Source organism: Micromonospora sp. NPDC049048, assembly GCF_043197615.1.
In the GTDB taxonomy this organism is placed as follows: Bacteria; Actinomycetota; Actinomycetes; order Mycobacteriales; family Micromonosporaceae; genus Micromonospora.
The window spans coordinates 443,887-465,924 of record NZ_JBICTM010000001.1 but is presented as its reverse complement, the minus strand read 5'-3'; the positions used below and the strand labels follow the sequence as shown (position 1 = coordinate 465,924).

The 22,038-nt window shown below is 74.3% G+C and carries 22 protein-coding genes; 7 read left to right on the top strand and 15 right to left on the bottom strand.

The genetic code is table 11. The features are described 5' to 3' along the window. Positions 1-132: 132 nt before the first annotated feature. The 7 genes from htpX to ACGFIG_RS02160 all read right to left on the bottom strand — a co-directional run bounded on the left by htpX (position 133) and on the right by ACGFIG_RS02160 (position 7,771). On the bottom strand, positions 133-1,008 hold the full coding sequence (gene htpX, locus ACGFIG_RS02190) for a zinc metalloprotease HtpX (RefSeq protein ID WP_392998341.1): 876 nt from the start codon (positions 1,006-1,008) through the stop codon (positions 133-135). Positions 1,009-1,230: 222 nt separating this feature from the next. Then, complete coding sequence (locus ACGFIG_RS02185) at positions 1,231-2,859, bottom strand: NADH-quinone oxidoreductase subunit N (protein ID WP_392998339.1); 1,629 nt, start codon at positions 2,857-2,859, stop codon at positions 1,231-1,233. Next, positions 2,856-4,361 (bottom strand): NuoM family protein, encoded by a 1,506-nt coding sequence (locus ACGFIG_RS02180; RefSeq protein ID WP_392998337.1) that lies wholly within the window; start codon positions 4,359-4,361, stop codon positions 2,856-2,858. The genes ACGFIG_RS02185 and ACGFIG_RS02180 overlap by 4 nt, the downstream gene beginning before the upstream one ends. Continuing rightward, the gene (locus ACGFIG_RS02175; RefSeq protein ID WP_392998335.1) at positions 4,358-6,292 is read right to left on the bottom strand and encodes an NADH-quinone oxidoreductase subunit L; all 1,935 of its coding nucleotides are present in this window, start codon (positions 6,290-6,292) and stop codon (positions 4,358-4,360) included. The genes ACGFIG_RS02180 and ACGFIG_RS02175 overlap by 4 nt, the downstream gene beginning before the upstream one ends. Beyond that, on the bottom strand, positions 6,289-6,627 hold the full coding sequence (gene nuoK, locus ACGFIG_RS02170; RefSeq protein ID WP_392998333.1) for an NADH-quinone oxidoreductase subunit NuoK: 339 nt from the start codon (positions 6,625-6,627) through the stop codon (positions 6,289-6,291). The genes ACGFIG_RS02175 and nuoK overlap by 4 nt, the downstream gene beginning before the upstream one ends. Next, entirely contained in the window at positions 6,624-7,163 is a 540-nt protein-coding gene (locus ACGFIG_RS02165) for an NADH-quinone oxidoreductase subunit J (RefSeq protein WP_392998331.1), read from the bottom strand. The genes nuoK and ACGFIG_RS02165 overlap by 4 nt, the downstream gene beginning before the upstream one ends. Next, on the bottom strand, positions 7,160-7,771 hold the full coding sequence (locus ACGFIG_RS02160; protein WP_392998329.1) for a NuoI/complex I 23 kDa subunit family protein: 612 nt from the start codon (positions 7,769-7,771) through the stop codon (positions 7,160-7,162). The genes ACGFIG_RS02165 and ACGFIG_RS02160 overlap by 4 nt, the downstream gene beginning before the upstream one ends. Positions 7,772-7,864: 93 nt before the next feature. Here ACGFIG_RS02160 and ACGFIG_RS02155 point away from each other — a divergent pair, with 93 nt between their 5' ends. After that, positions 7,865-8,437, top strand: coding sequence for a Uma2 family endonuclease (locus ACGFIG_RS02155; RefSeq protein ID WP_392998327.1), 573 nt, complete (start codon positions 7,865-7,867; stop codon positions 8,435-8,437). Here ACGFIG_RS02155 and ACGFIG_RS02150 read toward each other — a convergent pair. Beyond that, positions 8,418-8,852: an ester cyclase gene (locus tag ACGFIG_RS02150; protein ID WP_392998325.1), complete on the bottom strand. Its 435-nt coding sequence runs from the start codon at positions 8,850-8,852 to the stop codon at positions 8,418-8,420. The genes ACGFIG_RS02155 and ACGFIG_RS02150 overlap by 20 nt on opposite strands. Positions 8,853-8,966: 114 nt before the next feature. Between ACGFIG_RS02150 and ACGFIG_RS02145 the strand changes: the two genes are divergently transcribed. Beyond that, entirely contained in the window at positions 8,967-10,037 is a 1,071-nt protein-coding gene (locus ACGFIG_RS02145; RefSeq protein WP_392998323.1) for a glutathione S-transferase family protein, read from the top strand. Between the two features lie 57 nt (positions 10,038-10,094). Here ACGFIG_RS02145 and ACGFIG_RS02140 read toward each other — a convergent pair whose 3' ends face one another. Both ACGFIG_RS02140 and ACGFIG_RS02135 read right to left on the bottom strand, forming a co-directional pair. Continuing rightward, complete coding sequence (locus tag ACGFIG_RS02140; protein WP_392998321.1) at positions 10,095-11,057, bottom strand: NADH-quinone oxidoreductase subunit H; 963 nt, start codon at positions 11,055-11,057, stop codon at positions 10,095-10,097. After that, entirely contained in the window at positions 11,057-11,866 is an 810-nt protein-coding gene (locus tag ACGFIG_RS02135; RefSeq protein WP_392998319.1) for an NADH-quinone oxidoreductase subunit C, read from the bottom strand. The genes ACGFIG_RS02140 and ACGFIG_RS02135 overlap by 1 nt, the downstream gene beginning before the upstream one ends. Before the next feature lie 338 nt (positions 11,867-12,204). On the opposite strand from ACGFIG_RS02135, the gene ACGFIG_RS02130 reads away from it, so the two are divergent. Then, positions 12,205-13,251: a glucose 1-dehydrogenase gene (locus tag ACGFIG_RS02130; protein ID WP_392998317.1), complete on the top strand. Its 1,047-nt coding sequence runs from the start codon at positions 12,205-12,207 to the stop codon at positions 13,249-13,251. Between the two features lie 7 nt (positions 13,252-13,258). Here the strand turns inward: ACGFIG_RS02130 and ACGFIG_RS02125 are convergent, their stop codons facing one another. From ACGFIG_RS02125 to ACGFIG_RS02105, 5 genes are all read right to left on the bottom strand, one after another. After that, on the bottom strand, positions 13,259-14,575 hold the full coding sequence (locus ACGFIG_RS02125; RefSeq protein ID WP_392998315.1) for a DUF2252 domain-containing protein: 1,317 nt from the start codon (positions 14,573-14,575) through the stop codon (positions 13,259-13,261). A gap of 146 nt (positions 14,576-14,721) precedes the next feature. Then, complete coding sequence (locus ACGFIG_RS02120; protein WP_392999390.1) at positions 14,722-15,312, bottom strand: NADH-quinone oxidoreductase subunit B; 591 nt, start codon at positions 15,310-15,312, stop codon at positions 14,722-14,724. Between the two features lie 105 nt (positions 15,313-15,417). Continuing rightward, positions 15,418-16,911 (bottom strand): pyridoxal phosphate-dependent decarboxylase family protein, encoded by a 1,494-nt coding sequence (locus ACGFIG_RS02115; RefSeq protein WP_392998313.1) that lies wholly within the window; start codon positions 16,909-16,911, stop codon positions 15,418-15,420. Positions 16,912-16,939: 28 nt separating this feature from the next. Then, a complete protein-coding gene (locus tag ACGFIG_RS02110; protein WP_392998311.1) occupies positions 16,940-18,361 on the bottom strand; it encodes an MFS transporter in 1,422 nt (473 codons plus the stop codon). Between the two features lie 32 nt (positions 18,362-18,393). Continuing rightward, positions 18,394-18,708 (bottom strand): MGMT family protein, encoded by a 315-nt coding sequence (locus ACGFIG_RS02105; RefSeq protein ID WP_392998309.1) that lies wholly within the window; start codon positions 18,706-18,708, stop codon positions 18,394-18,396. Positions 18,709-18,721: 13 nt separating this feature from the next. On the opposite strand from ACGFIG_RS02105, the gene proB reads away from it, so the two are divergent. The 4 genes from proB (at position 18,722) to ACGFIG_RS02085 (ending at position 22,015) form a co-directional block, all read left to right on the top strand. Continuing rightward, entirely contained in the window at positions 18,722-19,879 is a 1,158-nt protein-coding gene (proB, locus tag ACGFIG_RS02100) for a glutamate 5-kinase (RefSeq protein WP_392998307.1), read from the top strand. An 11-nt stretch (positions 19,880-19,890) separates the two neighbouring features. After that, the gene (locus tag ACGFIG_RS02095; protein ID WP_392998305.1) at positions 19,891-21,135 is read left to right on the top strand and encodes a glutamate-5-semialdehyde dehydrogenase; all 1,245 of its coding nucleotides are present in this window, start codon (positions 19,891-19,893) and stop codon (positions 21,133-21,135) included. Between the two features lie 152 nt (positions 21,136-21,287). Continuing rightward, complete coding sequence (locus ACGFIG_RS02090) at positions 21,288-21,686, top strand: YbaB/EbfC family nucleoid-associated protein (protein WP_392998303.1); 399 nt, start codon at positions 21,288-21,290, stop codon at positions 21,684-21,686. A 2-nt stretch (positions 21,687-21,688) separates the two neighbouring features. Next, positions 21,689-22,015, top strand: coding sequence for a WXG100 family type VII secretion target (locus ACGFIG_RS02085; RefSeq protein WP_392998301.1), 327 nt, complete (start codon positions 21,689-21,691; stop codon positions 22,013-22,015). Positions 22,016-22,038 lie beyond the last annotated feature (23 nt).

Sequence of the window (22,038 nt, the reverse complement as noted above, 5' to 3'; positions counted from 1 at the left end):
CAGTGGATGTAATGAGCGGGAAACCTTTCGACCCTAACGCCGCCAGCGGCGGAAGAGGAACGGTTAACGCGCTCACACGGCTTTCCGCCCGTGCCCGGCGGACCGGACACGGGCGGAAAGGTGATCAACGCCTCAGCGCTGGAACTGCACGGGTCCGCTGTTCGCGGCCATCCGCTCCAGCCGGGCGACCCGCTCCTCCATCCGGGGGTGGGTGGAGAAGAGCGCCGCAACGCCGCCGCCCTTGAACGGGTTGGCGATCATCAGGTGGGCGGTGCTGGTGAGCTGTCCCTGGGCCGGCAGCGGCCGGCGCTGGGCACCCATGTGGATCTTCCGCAGGGCGCTGGCCAAAGCGAGCGGGTCCCGGGTGAGCTGGGCGCCGGAGGCGTCCGCCTGGAACTCCCGGCTGCGGCTGATCGCCAGCTGGATGACGGTGGCCGCGATCGGGCCCAGGATGATGGTGAGCAGCAGCACGGCCGGGTTCGGGGCGTCCTCGTCGTTGCCCCCGCCCAGCGGGATGAACCAGGCGATGTTCGCCAGCATGGTGATGATGCCGGCCAGACCGGCCGCCACGCTGGAGATGAGGATGTCCCGGTTGTAGACGTGTGACAGCTCGTGCCCGATCACGCCCCGCAGCTCGCGGTAGTCGAGGATCTCGGTGATCCCCTGCGTGACGCAGACGGCCGCGTGCTGCGGGTTCCGCCCGGTGGCGAACGCGTTGGGCTGCGACGTCGGGCTCACGTACAGGCGGGGCATCGGCTGCCCGGCCTCCGTGGCCAGTTCGCGGACCATCCGGTACAGCTCGGGAAACTGTGCCTCGCTGACCGGTTGCGCCCGCATCGAGCGCAGCGCGAGCTTGTCGGAGTAGAAGTAGGTGACGCCGTTCATCACCAGTGAGACGACGACGGCGATGACCAGGCCGCCACTGCCGCCGAACCAGTAACCCACCGCCAGGATCAGCGAGGTGAGCAGGCCGAGCAGTGCGGCGGTCTTCAGACGGTTGTGGTGCACGATCAACTCCTTCGGTGCAGCACGGATGACGGGATCCGCTGACCGGTTCAACAACCCGGTACCCGTCAACCATCCGTCTCATGGCTGGGAGTTGCCTGAGATGTCGGAAGTGCCCGTGATGATTGCCGCCCCCGACAACGGGAAGACCGCCCGCCGGTGCTGCGGCGTCAGTGCCGAGATGTCAGTGCCGAGATGGGGTGCCGAGACGGCGGAGTCGAGGCGTCAGCGGGCCGCGATGTCGAGCACGAGCTGCGGGGCGAAGCCGAGCAGCAGCGCCACCGCCGTAGCCACGGCCAGCACCACGCCGACCGTCCAGGCCCGCACGGGCGCCACGGCCGGGGTACCGCCGCCTGCGACGCCCACCGGGACGGCCCCGACCAGACGAGCGCCCGCCCCCGCCGGGAGGGCCGAGTCGTCGACCGCGCGGGCCGGGCTGCCCGACGCGAGGGCCGCGCCGCCCGACGCGAGGGCCTTGCCGTCCGACGGCGCGGACCACAGGGCGGCGGTGAGGCGCAGGTAGTAGGCGAGGCCGATCACCGCGTTCACGGCCACCACCACGGCGAGCCAGCCCGCGCCGCCGTCGAGCAGCGAACGGACCACCGTCACCTTGGCGAACAGGCCGGCCAGGCCGGGCGGCAGGCCCGCGAGCCCGATCAGCGCCAGCCCGAGGGCCGCCGCCCGCCACGGGTGCCGCCGGGCCGCCCCGCGCAGGTCGTCGACCATGCCGCCGTCGGCGCCCGCCGGGCGCAGCGCCACCACGGCCGCGAAGGCCGCCAGTTCCAGCACCACGAAGAAGACGGCGTACGCGACGGCGGCCGCGTACGCGGCGGTGCGGGCGTCGGCGGTGCGCCCCGAGGCCAGCGCCAGCGCGCCGAGCGGGGCGAGGATGTAACCGGCCTGGGCGACCGAGGACCAGGCGAGCAGCCGGACCGTACGCCGCTGGCGCAGCGCCACCAGGTTGCCGACGGTCATCGTCAGCACGGCGAGCAGGGCGAGCACCGGGCCCGTCACGTCGGCCGGCAGCGCGTACTGCACGACGGCGAGCAGGGCCACCACGCCGCCCAGCTTGGAGGCGGTGGACAGGTACGCCGCCACCGGCAGCGGCGCGCCGTCGTAGGTGGCCGGCGCCCAGGCGTGGAACGGCACCGCCGCCACCTTGAACGCCAGCCCCAGCAGGATCAGCGCCACGGCGGCGGTGGTGAGCGGCAGGTCCAGCACCTCCGGCCGGTCGGCGAGGAGCGTGCCGATCCGACCCAGGTGCAGCCCGCCGGTGGCCGCGTAGAGCAGCGCCGCCCCGAGCAGCGTCAGCGTGGTGGCGACGACGCTCACCACGAAGAAGGTGACGGCCGCCTCGGCGCTGGCCAGGCTGCCCCGGCGCAGCCCGACGAGGACGTACAGCGGGAGGGTGAGCGTCTCCAGCGCCACGATCAGGGTGATCAGGTCGCCGGCCGCGCCGAGCACCACGCCGCCCGTCATCGAGCAGGCGAGCAGGAAGCAGTACTCGCCCGTCGGCGACTGCCCCGCCCGCAGCAGCGGGCCGGACAAGGCGAGCACGCCGAGGGTGAGCAGGGCGACGACGACGGCGACCAGGGCGGCCCGGCCGCCGAAGACGTACGAGCAGTCGGGGCCGACGCAGAACGTCCGCCGCTCGCCCCGCGTGCCGACCAGGACCGCGCCCAGCGCCGTGGCCGCCGAACCGACGGCGGCCGTCGCCAGCGTGACCCGACCCCGGGCCACCAGCAGGTCGGCGAGCAGCACCAGCACGGCCGTGCCGGCGGCCAGGTACGCCGGGAGCAGCGCCACGTTGTCGACGCTCTGCACCACGCTGGCCCCCATGATCTGCTCGCTCATCGCAGCACCTCCACCAGGGCGTCGACGGGGGCCTCGGCGACGCCGAGCACCAGGGTCGGGGCCAGCCCGACCGCGAGGGCGAGCAGCACCAGCGGCGCCCACGCGGCCAATTCCACGCCGGCCAGGCCGGGGGCGAGCCGCCCGACCGCAGGGCTGGGCCGCCCGTGCGTCACCCGACGCAGCAGCCGCAGCAGGTACGCCGCGGTGAGCGCCCCGCCGATCGCCGCCAGCACGCCCAGGGTGGTCCAGAGCGCCCCGCCGACCTCGACGGCGGCGACCACGGCGAACGCCTCACCCCAGAAGCCGGCCAACCCGGGCAGGCCGAGCGAGGCGACGGCGGCGAAGCCGAGCAGCCCGGCGAGCCGGGGGGCGGTCTCCCGCAGCCCGGACAGCTCGTCCAGCGACCCGGTGTGGGTACGGTCCTTGACCGCCCCGGCGAGGAAGAAGAGCAGGCCGGTGATCACCCCGTGCGCGACGTTGCCGATCAGGGCCGCCTGGATGCCGGTGGCGGTCAGCGTGGCGACCCCCAGCAGCACGAAGCCCATGTGCCCGACGCTGGAGTACGCGATCAGCCGCTTCAGCTCGCGCTGGGCGAGGCAGACCAGCGAGCCGACCAGGATCGCCGCCACCGCCAGCACGCCGAGCACCGGGGCGGCCCAGCGGGCGCCCTCGGGAGCCACCCCGACGGCGATGCGGACCAGCCCGTACGTGCCCATCTTGAGCAGCACCCCGGCGAGGAGCACGCTGCCGACGGTGGGCGCCTGGGTGTGCGCGTCGGGCAGCCAGGAGTGCAGCGGCCACAGCGGGCTCTTCACCGCGAACGCCAGCGCGAGCAGCGTGAACGCCGCCAGTTGGGTGCCCCGGGACAGCCCCGTCCCGCCGGTGAGCGCCACCACGTCGGCCGTGCCGGCGGCGGCCACCACCACGAAGACGCCGACGAGCAGCAGCACCGAGCCGAGCAGCGTGTAGAGGGCGAACTTCGCCGCCGCCCGCCGCCGGTCCGCGCCGCCCCAGCCGGCGATGATCGCGTACATCGGGAGCAGGACGACCTCGAAGAAGACGAAGAACAGCACGAGGTCGAGGGCGAGGAAGGTGCCGAGGATGCCGACCTCGACGACCAGCAGCAGGGCCACCAGCGCCCGCCCGCTGCCGCCGTCGGGGACCTTCCACAGGGTGTAGCCGCAGCAGAGGAGGGTGAGCAGGGCGGTCAGCACGACCAGCGGCCAGGAGATGCCGTCCACGCCGAGGTGGAAGCGCAGGTCGAGGCCGGGCACCCAGGGCAGGTCGAGCCGGTGCCAGGGGCGCACGGCGGGGGCGTCCGCCGCGTACGTGGTCCAGGCGCGGTCGCCGAGGTAGAGCAGCGCGGCGGCCAGCAGGGTCAGCGCGGCGACGACCGTGCCGACCATCCGGGCCGCCCGGTCCCGGGGTGTCGCCGCCACGGCGAGCGCGCCCACCGCCGGCAGCGCCAGCACCGCCACCAGCAGGAACTCACCCAGGGTCATGCGGAGACTCCGATCAGGACGGCCGCCAGGCCGATCAGCAGCGCCCCGGCCAGCACGCCGACCGTCGCGCGCGGCAGCGCCGCGCGGTGCAGCGCCGCCAGGCCGCCGCCGAGGCCGAGCGCGGCCCGGCCGCTGCCCTCGACCGCGCCGTCCACCACCACCTCGTCGGTCGTACGCGCCGCCCGCGCCAGCGCCGTCGTCGGGCGTACGACCAGGGCACGCTGGACGTCGTCGAGCCGGAACGCGGCGGCGAAGACCGGGCGCAGCGGACCCAGCGCGCTCGCCGGGTCGGCGGCCGGGTCCCGCCGCCAGCGGAGCCAGGCGAGCCCCGCCCCGGCGGCCAGCAGCGCCAGCGGCAGCAGCAGTTCCGGGCCGACGTGGACCAGGAGGTGCTCGCCCGGCTCGCCCGCGGTTGGCGCGAGCAGCAACCGGCGGGCGAAGGCCCAGTCGAAGCCGGCGAGGCCGAGCAGGGCGGCCGGTACGGCGAGCAGCAGCACCGGCCAGCGCATCACGGCGGGCGGGTCGTGCGGGTGCGCCAGCGGCAGCCGCGGCTCACCGAAGAAGGTGCGCAGCAGCAGCCGGGTGGCGTACCAGGCGGTGACCGCGACGCCGACGAGCCCGGCCAGCCAGACCAGCCAGCCCACCCAGGCCGGGGCGGGGCCGGCGCCGTGCAGCGCGGCCTCCTGGGCGACGGTGAGTACGCCGTCCTTGCTCCAGAAGCCCGACAGCGGGGGCAGCCCCGCCAGTGCGCCCAGCCCGACGACAGTGCACCAGAAGGTGACCGGCATGCTGCGGCGCAGCCCGCCCATGCGGGACATCAGCGTGGTGGCGACGGCGTGGATCACCGCGCCGGCCGCGAGGAAGAGCAGCGCCTTGAACGCGGCGTGGGTGAGCAGGTGGAACAACGCGGCCGGCGGCGAGCCGACCGCGAGCGCGCCCGTCATGTAGCCGATCTGGGAGACCGTCGACCAGGCCAGCACGCGCTTGAGGTCGTCCTGGGCGGTGGCGGCGAACGCGCCGAGCAGCAGGGTCACCGAGGCCATCACGCCGAGCACGGCCAGCGCTGCCGGGGTCAGCTCGAACAGCGGGTAGAGCCGGGTCACCGCGTACACGCCGGCGGCGACCATCGTGGCGGCGTGGATCAGCGCCGAGATCGGCGTCGGGCCGGCCATCGCGTCCGGCAGCCAGGTGTGCAGCGGGAACTGGGCGCTCTTGCCGGCCACCCCGGCGAGCAGCAGCAGGCAGGCGGCGGTCAGCGTGCCGGTGGCGTGGTCGTGGGCGAGCACGTCGGCGATCCGGAAGCTGCCGGCCGAGACGCCGAGCAGCGCGATGCCGAGCAGGAAGCCGACGTCGCCGACCCGGGTCACCAGGAACGCCTTCATGGCGGCGGCCGGCGCCTCCGGCAGCCGGCGGTCGTGGGCGATGAGCAGGTAGGAGCAGATGCCCATCACCTCCCAGCCGACCAGCAGCAGGATCAGGTCGCCGGCGACCACCACCAGCAGCATGGCGGCGGTGAAGAGGCTGATCTGCGCCGCGTACGGCGGGTAGCGGTGGTCGGTGTCGACGTCGTCGTGCGGCCCCCGGCGCAGGTAGCCGACCGAGTAGACCTGCACGGCCAGGGCCACCGTGGCGACCGCGACGGCGACCAGCGCGGCGGCGCCGTCCAGCCGCACCCCGAGGCTCACCGTCAGCCCGCCCAGCCGCACCCAGGTGGTGGACGCCTCGGCGGGCCGGTCGAGAGCGACCAGCAGGGCCACGGCGAGCGCCAGCGCACCGGCCGCCCCGGCCACGCCGAGCGCGATCGCCACCCGCCGCGCCCGGTCCGGGCCCGTCCCGGCGGCGCGTGGCGCGGGCGGCAGCAGCAGGCCGAGCAGACCCGCCACCAGCGGTACGGCCGGCAGCAGCGCGCCGAGCAGGGTGGTCGTGCTCACCGCTCCCCCTCCGGGTGCCCGGCCGGCTGGCCCTCGGTCAGCGGCACCTCGTCGACGGCGACGGTGGCCCGCAGCCGGTAGAGCTGGAGCACGATCGCCAGGCCGACCCCGATCTCGGCGGCGGCCAGCACGATCACGAAGAGCGCGAAGACCTGCCCGCCGTGCGGCAGTTGCGCGCGCACGGTGGTGTCGGCGGTGACCAGGATCAGGTTGACCGCGTTGAGCATCAGCTCGACGGCCATCAGCACCAGCACCGCGTTGCGCCGGCGCAGCACGCCGTAGACGCCGAGGCCGAACAGCAGGGCGGCGGTGACGTACGGGATGACGGGTCTCACCGCGACCGCCCGCCGTCGTCGTCCGGCTGCGCGGCCCTCGGCCGGCCGATGTCGGGGCGGGAGATCACGATGGCGCCGACCAGGGCGGACAGCAGCAGCACCGAGAGCACCTCGAAGGGGAGCACCCAGCTGCGGAAGATCTGGTCGCCCAGCCGTTCCGTGGTGCCCGCGTCGGGCAGGCTGACGGCCGTCCACCGGTACGCGTCGACCAGCAGCGCGGCCAGCCCGAGCCCGGTGCCGCCGCCGATCAGCGCCGCCGCCCAGCCGGGCCGGTCCAGGTCGTCGGAGGCGCCGATCGGGGCGCGCGTGAGCATCACCGCGAAGAGCAGCAGCACCACCACCGCGCCGACGTAGATCAGCACCTGCACCCAGGCCACCAGCTCGGCGGTGAGCACCAGGTACATCCCGGCCAGCGCGCCGAGGCAGAGCACCAGGTAGAGGCCGGCCCGGACCAGGTGCCGGGTGGCCACCACCAGCACGCCCGAGCCGACCGCCAGCGCGCCGAGGGCGAGCAGCAGCACGTCCACACCCGTCATGCGCCGGCCTCGGGCTCGGGGCGTACGGCCGGGGCGGCGGGACGGGCGGCGGGCGCGGCCTTGCGCGCGGCGGCGGTCTCCTCCTTCGCCGGCTCACCGTTCGGGTCGTGCGCGGGCGGCGGCGGCACGGTGCCCATCCACTGCCCGAGGTGGTCCTTGTCGTGCAGCAGGTCCTTGATGTCGTACTCGGAGTATTCGAACTCCGGCGACCAGTAGAGGGCGTCGAAGGGGCAGACCTCGACGCAGATGCCGCAGTACATGCAGAGCGAGAAGTCGATGTCGAACTTGTCGAGCACGTTGCGCTGGCGGGGGCGGGCGGCGCCGGGCACCGCCACCTCCTCCTTGTGCGAGTCGATGTAGATGCACCAGTCCGGACACTCCCGGGCGCACAGCATGCAGACCGTGCAGTTCTCCTCCAGCAGCGCGATCACCCCCCGCGAGCGGGGCGGCAGCTCGGGGGCGACGTCCGGGTACTGCTGGGTGGTCGAGCGGCGCGTCATCGTCTTCAACGTGACCGCGAGCCCCTTGACCAGGCCCGCGCCCGGCAGGCCACGGTCTGCGTCGGCGCCCGGTTCGCTGCGCTCGCTGCGGTCGGTCATGCCGACCATCCTGCCCTGTGGCCGCGGCGCGCGCGACCACCACCCGGGGTCTGCCAGCGGTACGGTGAGGCGGGGAGAACGACGCACCGGAAAGGGCTCGCCATGACCGCCGCGCTGCAGGGCGACCATCCGCCGCCGGGCGGGTGGACGGTCGACGACCTCGACCGCCTGCCCGAAGACGGCCGCCGCCACGAACTCCTGGACGGAAACCTCATCGTGTCGCCCTCCCCCACGCGACTCCACCAGTCCATCGCCGGCCGCCTCATGGCCGCGCTCGAGGAAACCTGCCCGCCCGACCTCGACGCCACGCAGGGCGTCGAGGTGCGGCTCTCCCGGACCCGGTCCTTCATCCCCGACGTGCTGGTCACCGAGCTGGACGCGGCCTCGCGCAACCCGTCGTACTACCAGCCCCACGAGGTCATGCTGGTGGTCGAGATCGTCTCCGAGGGCTCGCGGAGCATCGACCGGGTGCTCAAGCCCGCGCTCTACGCCGAGGCGGACATCCCCTACTTCTGGCGGATCGAGACCGAGTCCGGGATCGTCGTGCACGCCTACAAGCTCGACCCGGCGAAGCGCGTCTACGTCGAGCAGGCCCGGATGACCGACGGCATCCTCGTCCCGGAGCCGTGGGAGATCGACATCCCGCTCGCCAGGATCACGCCCCGGTCCCGCTGACGCCACCGGGCGCGGGCGGGAGCATCTCGACGCCCAACTGCTGGAGGAGCTGGAACAGCTCGTTGCAGCTCCACACGTCGACGATCCGCCCCGCGTCGTCGAAACGCAGGAAGCTCGCCCCCGAGTAGCTGACCACCTGCCCGGTCGGCGGCACCGGCCCGAACTGGCCGGCGTGGGTGCCGGCGGCCCGCCAGTGCACCGCCACCCGGTCCCCGGCGGCCACCACGTCCACGAGCTTGTAGCGCAGGTCGGGGAAGGCGGCGCGACGGTCCCGGTGCCACGCCAGCGTCGCCTCCGGGCCGGCCCCGCCCAGCCCCGGGCACTCCGGCGAGACGAGTTCGTACGCCGACTCCTCCCGCGCGGCGTTCCACACGTCGGCGATGAAGCGTCGGGCCGCCACCTCCACATCGATCATCGCGGCAGCCTAACCGGCCGGATCGCCCGACGACGGAGGCCGGGACTCGGCGCGCCTGGGGGCGACGTAGCCGCCATGATGGGACGAGCGACGGACGACGGTGGAGGGGCGGGCATGGACGGCAGGACCGAGGGCGGCGCGGCAACCAACGGAGACGAGGTGCTGATGCGCACCGGCGGCAGGTACGTCGAGCCGGGCGGCGAGTTCACCCGGGACCAGCGCTACATCGCCACCCGGATCACCGCCGACGCCGGGGACGGCTGGCCGGTGGAGCCCGGCCGGTACCGGCTGGCGGTCAGCCGCGCCTGCCCCTGGGCGAACCGGCTGATCATCGTACGGCGGCTGCTCGGGCTGGAGGACGCGATCTCCCTGGCGGTCGCCGGCCCGACCCACGACAAGCGGAGCTGGACGTTCGACCTGGACCCGGGCGGGCGCGACCCGGTGCTCGGCATCGAGCGGCTGGCCGAGGCGTACTTCGCCCGCTTCCCCGGCTACGAGCGGGGCATCACCGTGCCGGCGATCGTGGACGTGCCGACCGGGCAGGTGGTCACCAACGACTTCGGGCCGATGAGCCTCGACCTGTCCACCGAGTGGACGGCGTACCACCGCGAGGGGGCGCCCGACCTCTACCCGGAGCGGCTGCGCGACGAGATCGACGAGATGAGCGCGACACTGTTCCGGGACGTCAACAACGGCGTCTACCGGTGCGGCTTCGCCGGCGACCAGGCGGCGTACGAGAAGGCGTACCACCGGCTCTTCGACCGGCTGGACTGGCTGGGCGAGCGGCTGGCCGGGCAGCGCTACCTGGTCGGCGACACCATCACCGAGGCGGACATCCGGCTGTTCACCACGCTGGTCCGCTTCGATCCGGTCTACCACGGCCACTTCAAGTGCAACCGGAGCAAGCTGACCGAGATGCCGGTGCTGTGGGCGTACGCCCGGGACCTGTTCCAGACGCCCGGCTTCGGGGACACGGTCGACTTCGACCACATCAAGCGGCACTACTACGAGGTGCACCGCGACATCAACCCGACCGGCGTGGTGCCGCTCGGTCCCGACCTGGCGAACTGGCTCACCCCACACGGCCGGGAGGCCCTCGGTGGCCGGCCCTTCGGCGACGGCACCCCGCCCCCGCCGCCCCCGCCCGCCGAGCGCGTCGACCCCGCCCACACCCCGCTGCGCTGACCGCCTGAGATGTGCGGAAGGGCCCTTCCTGACCGGACGCGTCGGAGGGGCCCTTCCTCACAGTGCGACGCGGACGGCGGCCGTGAGGACGAGCTGGCCGAGGGAGACGGGGACGAGCACCAGCCAGCAGAGGCGCTGGAGCTGGTCCTCGCGCAGCCGGGGGTAGGAGACCCGGATCCAGATGACCAGGAACGAGACGGCGAAGACCTTCAGCAGCGTCCACAGCCAGCCGAGCTGCGCGTCGGCGAACGGCCCCTGCCAGCCGCCGAGGAAGAGCACCGTGGTGAGCGCGGCGATCACCACGATGCCGACGTACTCGGCGAGCAGGAAGAACGCGAACCGCAGGCCCGTGTACTCCGTCATGTAGCCGAAGACCAGCTCCGAGTCGGCGACCGGCATGTCGAACGGGGGGCGGCGGATCTCGGCGAGCCCGGCGAGGAAGAAGACGACCATGGCGGGGGCCTGCCAGAGCAGCCACCACGGCTGCCACGCCTCGACGATGCCGGAGAGGCTGAGTGTGCCGGCCGCCATCGCCACCGACGCGGCGGCCAGCACCAGCGGCAACTCGTAGCCGAGCAGCTGGGCCGCCCCGCGGATCCCGCCGAGGAGGCTGTACTTGTTGGCCGACGCCCACGCCGACATCAGCACCGCCACGACGCCCACGCCCACCACGGCCAGTACGAAGAACAGGCCGATGTCCAGCGGCTGCCCGACCAGGTCGTTCGGGCCGAGCGGGATCACCAGCAGCACCAGCAGGTAGGGCACGAGCGCGACCACCGGGGCGAGCCGGAAGACCGCCCGGTCCGCCTCCCGGGGCGTGACGTCCTCCTTCTGCACGAACTTCACGCCGTCGGCGACCAGCTGGGCCCAGCCGTGGAAGCCGCCCGCGTACATCGGGCCGAGCCGGCCCTGCATGTGCGCCATCACCTTGTGCTCGGCCTGCCCGACCAACAGCGGCAGGGTGAGGAAGGCGACCAGCACGCCACCCAGCCGGATGACCAGCTCCAACCACAGTGGCATCAGGGCGTACCTCCGTCGTCGCCGGAGCGCTCCGGAGCGCCCGGCTCCTCCGGCGGCCGGTCCGCCGGACCTGCGGCGGCCGGACCGGGCGGCGGGCCGTCGGTGGTGGGGGCGGGCCGGGCGGTACGGGGTGGACGCGCCCCCGGGGCCGGCCGGGCGGGCCGCTCCCGGGCCGGGCGGGCCGGCGTACCGCCGCGCGGTCCCTCCCCGACCCCGCCCGCGCCGGCCGGCGTGGGCGTCGTCCCCCACTCCCCCGGCGCGGGTACGCCCGGCGGGCGGATCGGGCGGCGCCCGCCGCCGGCCTCGGACTCGCCCGGTTCCTTGGCGCCCGGCCAGGGCTTCGCCACCCGGGAGGCGAGCACGAACTCCTTGCGCAGCGGATGACCCTCGAACTCGGGCGGCAGCAGCAGCGGCGCCAGCCCGGCGTGGCCGGGAAAGTCGATGCCGAACATCTCGTGTGTCTCCCGCTCGTGCCACGCGGCGCCGGGGTAGACGTCGACCACCGAGGCGACCGCGGGTGCCTCCCGCGGCACCCGGGTGCGCAGCAACAGCCCGTGCCGGCGGGTGGTGGACCAGAGGTGCGCCACCACGTCGAAGCCACCGGCGAGTTCGTCGACGGCGGAGAGCCAGTCGAAGTAGTCGCAGGCCAGTTCCGCGTCGTCGCGGGCCGCGCGGAGCGCGTCCGGCCAGTTCACCGGCGGTACGTCGACGGTGGCCCGGGCGTACGCCTGGCCGCCGGAGACCGACGGGGTCACCTCGGCGGGCGCGAGCAGCGCGACCATCCGCTGGCCGACCTCTTCCGGAGTCATGCCGCTGATCCTAGGTCCTGCCCGACCACCCCCACCCATCCGAACGCCCCACCCCTCCCTTCCCCCGCCTCCACCCTGCCGCATCCCTGCCGCATCCCTGCCGCATCCCTACCGCGTCGATCATGCAGTCGTGGTGCCCGGTTCACCCGGGAACACCCCCTCCGTCCCCCACCACAACTGCATGATCGCGCGGGCGGGGTGGGGTGGGCGTGGCCGGGCGGGCGTGAGGTGGGCGTGGCCGGGCGGGTGTTGCTGGGGTGGGTGGCGTGGGGTGGAGGCCGGGTGGGGATGTGGGGCTTTGGCGGCGGGGGAACGGTCGGTCGGGGAAGGATGAGGTCGTGCGTGCTGTGACTGTCGACCCAGGTGTAGCCGGCTCCCTGCGGCTGGTCGAGGACCATCCGGAGCCGCCGCCCGAGGAGGGCCCGATCCTGGTCGAGGCACTGGCGGTGGGGATCTGCGGCACCGACCAGGAGATCATCGCCGGCGCGTACGGCGAGGCGCCGCCCGGCACGGACCGACTGGTGCTGGGGCACGAGTCGCTGGGCCGGGTGCTGGAGGACCCGTCGGGCAGCCTGCGACCCGGCGACCTGGTGGCGGGCGTCGTCCGGCACCCCGACCCGGTGCCCTGCCCGAACTGCGCGGTCGGCGAGTGGGACATGTGCCGCAACGGCCGTTTCACCGAGCACGGCATCAAGGGGTTGCCCGGATTCGCGCGGGATCGGTGGCGGCTGGAACCCCGCTTCGCCGTCGGGCTCGACCGCTCCCTCGCCCCGGTCGGCATGCTGCTGGAGCCGACCAGCGTGGTGGCGAAGGCGTGGGAGCACATCGAGCGCATCGGCGCCCGCGCCGAGTGGCAGCCACGGACCGTACTGGTCACCGGGGCGGGCCCGATCGGCCTGCTGGCCGCGTTGCTGGCGACGCAGCGCGGGCTCGACGTGCACGTGCTCGACCGCAACACCACCGGGCCGAAGCCGGACCTGGTACGCGCGCTCGGGGCGACCTACCACACCGAATCCGTCTGCGACCTGGGCTTCGAACCGGACGTGGTGCTGGAGTGCACCGGGGCGCCGGTCGTCGTCCTCGACGCGATGTACAAGATCGCGCCGACCGGCATCGTCTGCCTGACCGGCGTCTCCAGCGGGGGGCGGACCATCGACCTCGACGCCGGGGCGCTCAACCGTTCCCTGGTGCTGGAGAACAACGTGGTGTTCGGCTCGGTGAACGCCAACCGCCGGCACTGGGACCTGGCCGCCGCCGCGTTGGCCCGCGCCGACCGCACGTGGCTCGACTCGCTGATCACCCGCCGGGTGCCGGTGGAGGCGTACGCCGAGGCGTACACCCCCGAGCCGGACGACATCAAGGTGGTGCTGGAGTTCGCCTCCTGATCCCCGCTCAGAGGCCGGGCAGCCGGCCGTTGCGGAACAGGTCGACGAAGAGCTGGTGGTCCTGCCGGGCGCGGACGCCGTACGTGTGGGCGAATTCGACCAGGTGGGCCACGAAGCCCGCCTCGTCGGCGTCCACCGCCGCCACGATCGCCTCCTCGGTCGAGTAGTCGACCAGGTCGTGGCTGGACTCGTCGTCGGCCACCGAGTGCATCCGGGCGACCGCCCGGCCGAGGTCGGCCAGCACCCCGGCCAGCTCCTCCGGCTCGTTCACGTCGGCCCAGTCGAGGTCGGCCGCGTACGGGGAGACCTCGGCGACGAGCTGGCCGGCCCCGTCCAGCTCGGTGAAGCCCAGCCACGGGTCGGCGTGCGCCTGGAGTGCCCGCTGCGACTCGGCGGTGCGGTGTCCCTGGTGCTGGAAGTAGCTCGCGACCGCCTCGTCGGCGATGTGCCGGGCCACCGCGGGCACCTGCGCCTGCTTCATGTAGATGACGACGTCGTTCTCCAGCGCCTGGGTGTGCCCCTCCAGCAGCAGGTTGTACGACGGCAGCCCGGCCGAGCCGATGCCCACCCCCTTGCGCAGCACCACGTCCTTGACGTGCGTGGCCACCGGACGCACCTGGGCGCCGGATGCCGGCAGCGTGCCGAGGTACTCCTCGAACGCGGCGCAGACCCGCTGCCGGGTCTCGGCGTCGATCTCGAAGACGCCGTCGCCCAGCGAGAACCGGCGCTCGTAGTTGTCGATGGTGGTCTGCGCGGCGAGCAGGTCGACCCGGGTGTTGAGCCGCGCCTGCTGGAGCACCCGGCGCAGCACCCCGTCGGCGTTGTCGAGCGTGATCGAGCCGATCGCGTCGTCGCCCCCCTCGGCGATGGCGCGCAGCTCGGTCAGGTACGACCGCGCGAAGCCGGTGACCAGGTCGCTGATCGCCCGGTCGGAGAGCGCCTTGGCGTAGCCGAGCAGCGCCACGCTGGCCGCCAGCCGCTTCAGGTCCCAGCTGAACGGCCCCACGTACGCCTCGTCGAAGTCGTTGACGTTGAACACGAGCTGCCCGGAGGCGTTCATGTACGTGCCAAAGTTCTCCGCGTGCAGGTCGCCGTGGATCCACACCCGGCTGGTGCGGTCGTCGAGGAACCGGTCGTCGGCGAAGTCGCCGACCTGGTCGGCGTAGAAGAGCGAGGCGCTGCCCCGGTAGAAGGCGAACGGCGAGGCGGCCATCTTGCGGAACTTGCGCCGGAAGGCGGCCGGGTCGAGAGCCATCGACGCACCGAACTCCTCGGTGAGCACGTCGACGATGTAGGCGGAACGCTGGTCGGCGGAGTGGTTCATGGTGCGCAGGCTAGCCCCCGCCGGCCAACCCGGACTCTCGGCCGACCGGGCGAGGCGGCTCAGGCGGGCGGGCGGACGAACGCGCCGGCCGGGCGAGGCAGCTCAGGGATGGACGGTCCGCCGCTCAGGAATGGACCGTCGGCGGTTCAGGGGGTGGGCGGGCGCACCGGCGGGGCGGTCAGCGACTCCGCCGAGCGCGGCAGCGCGCCGGTGGACCCGGCGTCGGCCGGCGGGGCGTCGACCGGCGCGGCGAGGGGATCCGGCCGGGGCACGCCACCGATCCCGGACTGCTCGGCGGCGATCTTCTCCTGGAGGCGCAGGATGCCGTGCAGCAGCGCCTCGGGCCGGGGCGGGCAGCCGGGCACGTAGACGTCGACGGGGATGAGCTGGTCGACGCCCTTGGTCACCGAGTACGAGTCCCAGTAGGGACCGCCGCAGTTGGAGCACGCGCCGAACGAGATGACGTACTTCGGCTCGGGCATCTGGTCGTAGAGCCGCTTGATGGCGGGGGCCATCTTGTCGGTGACCGTCCCGGAGACCACCATCAGGTCGGCCTGCCGGGGCCCGTGCGCGAACGGGATGACACCCAGCCGCATGAAGTCGTGCCGGCCCATGCTGGTCGCGATGAACTCGATCGCGCAGCAGGCCAGGCCGAAGTTGAAGACCCAGAGCGAGTAGCGGCGGCCCCAGTTCAGCACGAACCGGATCGGCTCACCGAGCACTCCCGGCACCTGCACGACCGCCCCCTTCCCGAGCACCGCCCCCCAGTCAACCACAGCCGCTGGTGGCACCGGCCGATCCGTCTGTGGCGGCCATCCGACGCGGTGGCGACCGGCGCCAGCTCACCAGGTGGGGCGTTGCAGCAGGCCGACGAACTCGACCAGCAGCCGTTCCCGCAGCGCCGGCGGCGCGGCGTCGAGCAGGGTGTTCACCAGCGCCATCCGCTCGGGGGCCGCACCGGCGGCGTCGGCCGGCCCGCCCAGGCCCAGCCCGCCCGCCAGGCCGGCGACCAGCTCCGGGGTGAGCGCCTCGGGGGTGAGCGTGGTCGCGAGGGCGAGCAGCTCGGCGGGGAGCGCCACCGGCCCGGCGGCCCGGGCGGCGGCCACGGCGTCGGCGAGGTCGGGGCCGAACTCCGCCACCCGGGGCGCCACCGCGGCCGTCACCGTCAGGTGCACGCTGCGCGGCAGGTCGGCGTACGAGTGCTGGGGCTGGGTGTGCCAGCCGCGGGCGGCCAGCTCGTCGACCAGGACGAAGAGGTCGAGGCCCGGGTCGGTGGTGGTGAAGCAGACGACGGTCGACTCCGGCTCGGCCATCAGCCGCAGCCCGTCGACGGCGCGCACGGCGTCGGCCAGGCCGGCGACGGCGTCCCGGGTGGCCGTCGCGAGCCGCAGGTAGCCGTCGTCGCCCAGGTGGCGCACGGTGGCGTACGCGGCGGCGATCGGTCCGCCGGAGCGGGTGGAGGCGATGACCGGGTTGACCATCGTGTAGCCGGGCCAGTCGGCGTACGCGAAGTACTGCGGGGCGCGCAGCGCCGGATCGCGGTGCAGCAGCACCGAGACGCCCTTCGGCGCGTACGCGTACTTGTGCAGGTCCACCGAGATCGAGGTGACCCCGGGGACGGCGAAGTCGAACGGCGGCACGTCCGCGCCGAGCCGGCGCAGGTAGGGCAGGGTCCAGCCGCCGAAGCAGGCGTCGACGTGGCAGCGCACCCCGGCCCCGGCCGCCGCGGCGGCGATCTCGGTGACCGGGTCGACGACGCCGTGCGCGTACGAGGGGGCGGAGCAGACCACCAGCACGGTCTCCGGGCCGATGGCGGCGGCCACGTCGGCGGCGGCCGGCCGCAGCGTCGACGCCGACACGGGCACCGTGTCCACGGCGACCCGCAGGTAGTGCGCCGCCTTGGCGAACGCGGCGTGGGCGCTGGCGGGCACCACGATCCGGGGCGCGGCGATCTCCGGGTGGGCGTCCCGGGCGGTCTTGACGGCGAGGATCAGCGACTCGGTGCCGCCGCTGGTGACGCTGCCGACGACGTCCGGCGCGGCGCTGCCGGGGCCGCCGCCGAGCAGCCGGGCGGCGGCACCGACCAGCGCGTTCTCCATCGCGAGCAGCGACGGGAAGGCGGTCGGGTCGAGCCCGTTCACGTGCGCGCTGCCCGCGTACGCGGCGGCGGCCAGCTCGTCCAGCCCCGGCACCGCCGGGTCGTAGACGTACGCGAACAGCCGCCCGCCGTGGGTGGGCCGGTCGGCGCCGCGCAGCGCCCGCACCTCCGCGAGCACCTGCTCCGCGGGCAACCCGCTCCCGGGCAGCGCCCGCCGGTCGGCTTCGTCGTCGATCATGGAGTCGTGGTGCCCTTTCCATGGGTGTTCAGTGGCTTTCATCCCCCACCACAACTGCATGATCGGCGGGGTGGGTGTGGGCCTCGGCCAGGCGGGCCGGGGTCAGGTCGTAGGGGCGGAGGAAGAGGACCGCCAGGCCCATCAGGAGGGCCGGGAGGACCGTGAAGCCGAGCAGGATGCCCGCCCGGGTCGTGTCGGACTGGGTGGCCGACGTGCCGGTGTCCGAGGAGACATAGCCGCTGAGCTGGAGTACCAGGCCGAAGATACCCGGGCCGAGGGCCAGCCCGAAGGTCTCGCCGGCCGTCCAGACCCCGGTGAAGACGCCGGCCTGCCGCCGGCCGGTGCGCGCCGTGTCGTACGCGATGCAGTCCGGGAGCATGGCGAGGGCGAAGACCTGCTGCCCGGCGTAGCCGACGCCGATCAGCGCGACCAGCAGGTAGACCGCGAGCGCGGGCAGCACCGGGGCGGCGACCAGGGCCAGCGCGCCCACCGCGAAGATCAGCGAGGCGGCGACCAGGGCGGCGAGCTTGCCGACCCGCGCGCCGGCCCGGGTCCAGAGCGGCATCACCAGCAGCGCCGGCCCGACGAAGCAGGCGAACAGGATGGTCGGTCCGCCCTCGGGATCGCGCAGGATCTGGTCGGCGAAGTAGTTGACCCCGGCGAGGACGGTGGCCACCCCGGCGGACTGCACCACGAAGCAGACCAGCAGCGCCCGGAACGGCCGGTTGCGGGCGGCGACGGCGAGCTGGGCGCGCAGGGTCGGCTCGCTCTCCCCCACCAGGCCCTCGGGGGCGGCGCGGGTGCCGAAGAACGCCCCGAGCGCGCCGAGCACGATCAGCCCCGCGACGAAGAGACCCATCCAGCGGTGCCCGGGCAGGCCTCCGCCGCCGGCGTCGCGCACCAGCGGGGCCACCGCGCCGGAGACCAGGATGGCCAGCGCCAGCACCGCGATCCGCCAGCTCATCAGCCGGGTACGTTCGGCGTAGTCGCTGGTCAGCTCCGCCGGCATCGCCACGTACGGCACCTGGAAGAAGGCGAACGCGGTGGCCGTGGCGAGGAAGGCGACCGCCACGTACGCCCCGGCGGCCGGCCCGGTGCCGAAGGGGGCGGCGAAGATGGCGCCGAAGAGCGCGCCGAGCGCGAGCCCGGCGCCCAGCAGGTACGGCCGGCGGGCGCCCCAGCGCGACCGGGTGCGGTCGGAGATGCGGCCCGCGACCGGGTTGACCAGCACGTCCCACGCCTTCGGCAGGAGCACCAGCAGGGCCGCCGCGCCCGCCGCGACGCCGAGCGTGTCGGTCAGGTACGGCAGCAGCAGCAGGCCGGGCACGGTGCCGAAGGCGCCGGTGGCCAGCGACCCGAGCGCGTAGCCGCCGTGCACCCGGCGCGGGAGCGCACCGGCGGCGGGCGGCGCGGCGAGCGGTGAGCCGGCTCCACCCGGCGGCGCGTCCATGGGGCCGAATGTTACTCACGTTATGGTCAGCGTCACATCCCCTCTTCCGGGGACCAACCCGCCGCCGCCACGTCGACCCCGGCGCCGCGCAGCGGCGTCCCCTCGGCGCGCAGCCGCTCCCGCGCCTCCCGCTCGTGCCCGGGTGGCAGGCGGCCGGCCGCGTTCACCACCCGGTGCCAGGGCACTCCCCCGCCGTGCCGGGCCATGATCGCGCCGACCAGCCGGGCCGAGGCCCGTCCCGAGCGCTCCGCCAGCGCGTCGGCGACCGCCCCGTACGACATCACCCGGCCCGGCGGGATCCGCTCGACCAACTCCAGGACCGCCTCGACATACTCGTCAGGTCTCACGACCGGCCACGATATGAGAACGCGCCGGGGTGCGCCGGGACCGACCACGCAGAATGGGCAGGTGCGCGACGTAGTCACGGCGGCCCGGCGGGTCGTCGTCAAGATCGGATCCTCCTCGTTGACCACCGCCTCGGGCGGGCTGGACGACGGGCGGGTCGACGCGCTCGTCGGCACCCTGGGCGCACTCGCCGCCGAGGGCCGGGAGGTCGTGCTGGTCAGCTCCGGCGCGATCGCCGCCGGCCTCGCGCCGCTGGGCCTGTCCCGGCGTCCGCGCGACCTGGCCACCCAGCAGGCCGCCGCCAGCGTCGGGCAGGGCCTGCTGATCGGCCGGTACGCCGCCGCCTTCGCCCGGCACGGGCGCACCGTCGGGCAGGTCCTGCTCACCGTTGACGACGTGACCCGGCGGGCGCACTACCGCAACGCGTACCGCACCCTGCGCAAGCTGCTCGACCTGCGGGCGGTGCCGATCGTGAACGAGAACGACACCGTCGCCACCGAGGAGATCCGCTTCGGCGACAACGACCGGCTGGCCGCCCTCGTCGCCGCCCTCGTCCACGCCGACCTGCTGGTGCTCCTCTCCGACGTCGACGCCCTCTGGACCGGCGACCCCACCCGCCCGGGCTCGCACCGGATCAGCGAGGTACGCGACGAGCGGGACCTGACCGGCGTCGACATCGGCGGCGCCGGCCGGGCCGGCGTGGGCACCGGTGGCATGGTGACGAAGGTGGAGGCGGCCCGGATCGCCACCGGATTCGGCATCCCGGTGGTGCTGACCGCCGCGCCGCTGGCCGCCCCGGCGCTGGCCGGCGAGGCCGTCGGCACCCTGTTCCATCCGAGCCGGCGACGGCCGACGGCCCGGCTCTTCTGGCTGGCCCACGCCACCTCGCCCCGGGGGCGGCTGCACCTCGACCCGGGCGCGGTCGCGGCGGTGGTCGGGCGACGCAAGTCGCTGCTGCCCGCCGGCATCACGGCCGTGGACGGGACGTTCACCGCCGGCGACCCGGTCGACCTGGTCGACGTCGAGGGCGCGCCGGTCGCCCGGGGCCTGGTCAACTACGACGCGGTCGAGCTGCCCGGGCTGCTCGGCCGGTCCACCACGGAACTCGCCGCGGCGCTCGGCCCGGCGTACGAACGGGAGGTCGTCCACCGCGACGACCTCGTGCTGTTGTGAGGAGTGCGGCGATGAGCGTGAGCGAGCAGGCCCGGCGGGCGCGTACGGCGGCGGAGGCGCTGGCCGTCGCCACGCGTACGGCCAAGGACGCCGCGCTGGTGGCGATGGCCGACGCGCTGGTGGCGCGTACGCCGGAGATCCTGGCGGCGAACGCCACGGACCTGGCGGCGGGGCGCGAGGCCGGGTTGAGCGCGGCCGTGCTGGACCGGCTCGCCCTCGACGCGGGGCGGGTGGCGGGCATCGCCGACGCGCTGCGGCAGATGGCGGCGCTGCCGGACCCGGTGGGCGAGGTGGTCCGGGGCTCGACCCTGCCCAACGGGCTGGAGCTGCGCCAGATCCGGGTGCCGTTCGGCGTGGTGGGCATCATCTACGAGGCCCGGCCGAACGTGACGGTCGACGCCGCCGGGATCTGCCTGAAGTCCGGCAACGCGGCGCTGCTGCGCGGCTCCTCGTCGGCGGCCAGCTCCAACGCCGCCCTGGTCGCCGTGCTGCGCGACGCGGTCGGCGACGCCGGCCTGCCGGCGGACGCGGTGCAGCTGCTCGACGCCACCAGCCGCGACTCGGTCAAGGAGCTGATGCGCGCCCGTGGCCTGGTCGACGTGCTGATCCCGCGCGGCGGCGCGTCCCTGATCCGCACGGTGGTCGAGGAGTCCACCGTGCCGGTGATCGAGACCGGCGTGGGCAACTGCCACGTCTACGTCGATGCCGCCGCCGACCTCGGCAAGGCCGTCGCGATCACGTTGAACGCGAAGACCCAGCGACTGTCCACCTGCAACACCGCCGAGTCGCTGCTCGTGCACGCGGCGGTCGCCGACGCCTTCCTGCCGCCGATGCTGGCCGCCTTCGCCGAGGCCGGCGTCACCGTGCACGGCGACGAGCGGGTGGCCGCCCACTCCGCCGCCGTGCGGCCCGTCACCGACGAGGACTTCGCCACCGAGTACCTCTCCGCCGACATCTCCGTCGCCGTCGTCGACTCGCTCGACGCGGCGGTCGCGCACATCCGGCGGTACGGCACGGGCCACACCGAGGCGATCGTCACCGACTCGACCACCGCCGCCCGGGAGTTCGTGGCCCGGGTGGACGCGGCGGCCGTGATGGTCAACGCCTCGACCCGGTTCACCGACGGCGGCGAGTTCGGCTTCGGCGCCGAGATCGGCATCTCCACACAGAAGCTGCACGCGCGCGGCCCGATGGGCCTGCCCGAGCTGACCTCCACCAAGTACGTGGTGACCGGCGACGGCCACCTGCGCGGCTGACCTTCCACTGTGCGCACCGGACGGCCCCGATGAGCCCTCGCGGGCCCGGGGCCGGGCCGGTGGTCGCTGACGGCCCGTGACGGGGCACCGCCGGATCGCGGGAGACCGTTAGGCTGTAGCGGGTTCGGCGCGGCTTGTCCTGGGGAGGCGGCATGCTGGGCGAGAGTGCCCTTGAGGAGCAACTGGCGCAGGCACGCGCCGCACTGCGTGAGGTGAGCCGCTCCGCCGCACCTCAGGAGCGCGTCGAGACGGCGGCCGAGGCCGCCGACGGCCGGGTCCGGGTCACGCTCGGCACGGACGGCCGGGTCAGTGCCGTCGACATCGACCCGCGGGTGCTCCGGGAGGGCTCGGAATACCTGGCGGACGAGCTGCGCCGCGCGGTGAACGCGGCGCTCGACGGGCAGGACGACGACGCCACCACCGCCGAGCCGATGCCCGACCTCGCCGCGCTGACCGCCACCGTCGAGCGCCTGCAGAACCAGGGCCTGCGGCAGATGCGGGAGATCAGCCAGACCGTCAGCGAGACCATGCGGAAACTGCATCGGAGCTGAGCGTGGAGAATCTCGACGTCGACGTCGACGCGCTGGAGCGCGGCGCGAACGAGTTGGAACAGGCCAAGGAGTCCGTCCGCCAGGTCTTCGAGAGTTTCCAGGCGTCGGTCGGCGGCTACGCCGACGCCTTCGGCGGCGACGACATCGGCTCGCTGCTGGGCATCGCCCACCAGGCGTGCGTCGACGCGCTGTCCGAGTGCCTCGGCACCAACGTCACCGAGCTGGAGAGCTACGTCGACGGGCTACGCGGGATGGCCGACGGCTACCGCGCCGCCGAGGAGAAGGCCGCCGCGTCCTTCCGCTCGCTCTTCGGCTCGCTGGGCGGCTGAGCCCCGACCTAGGAAAGGAGTCG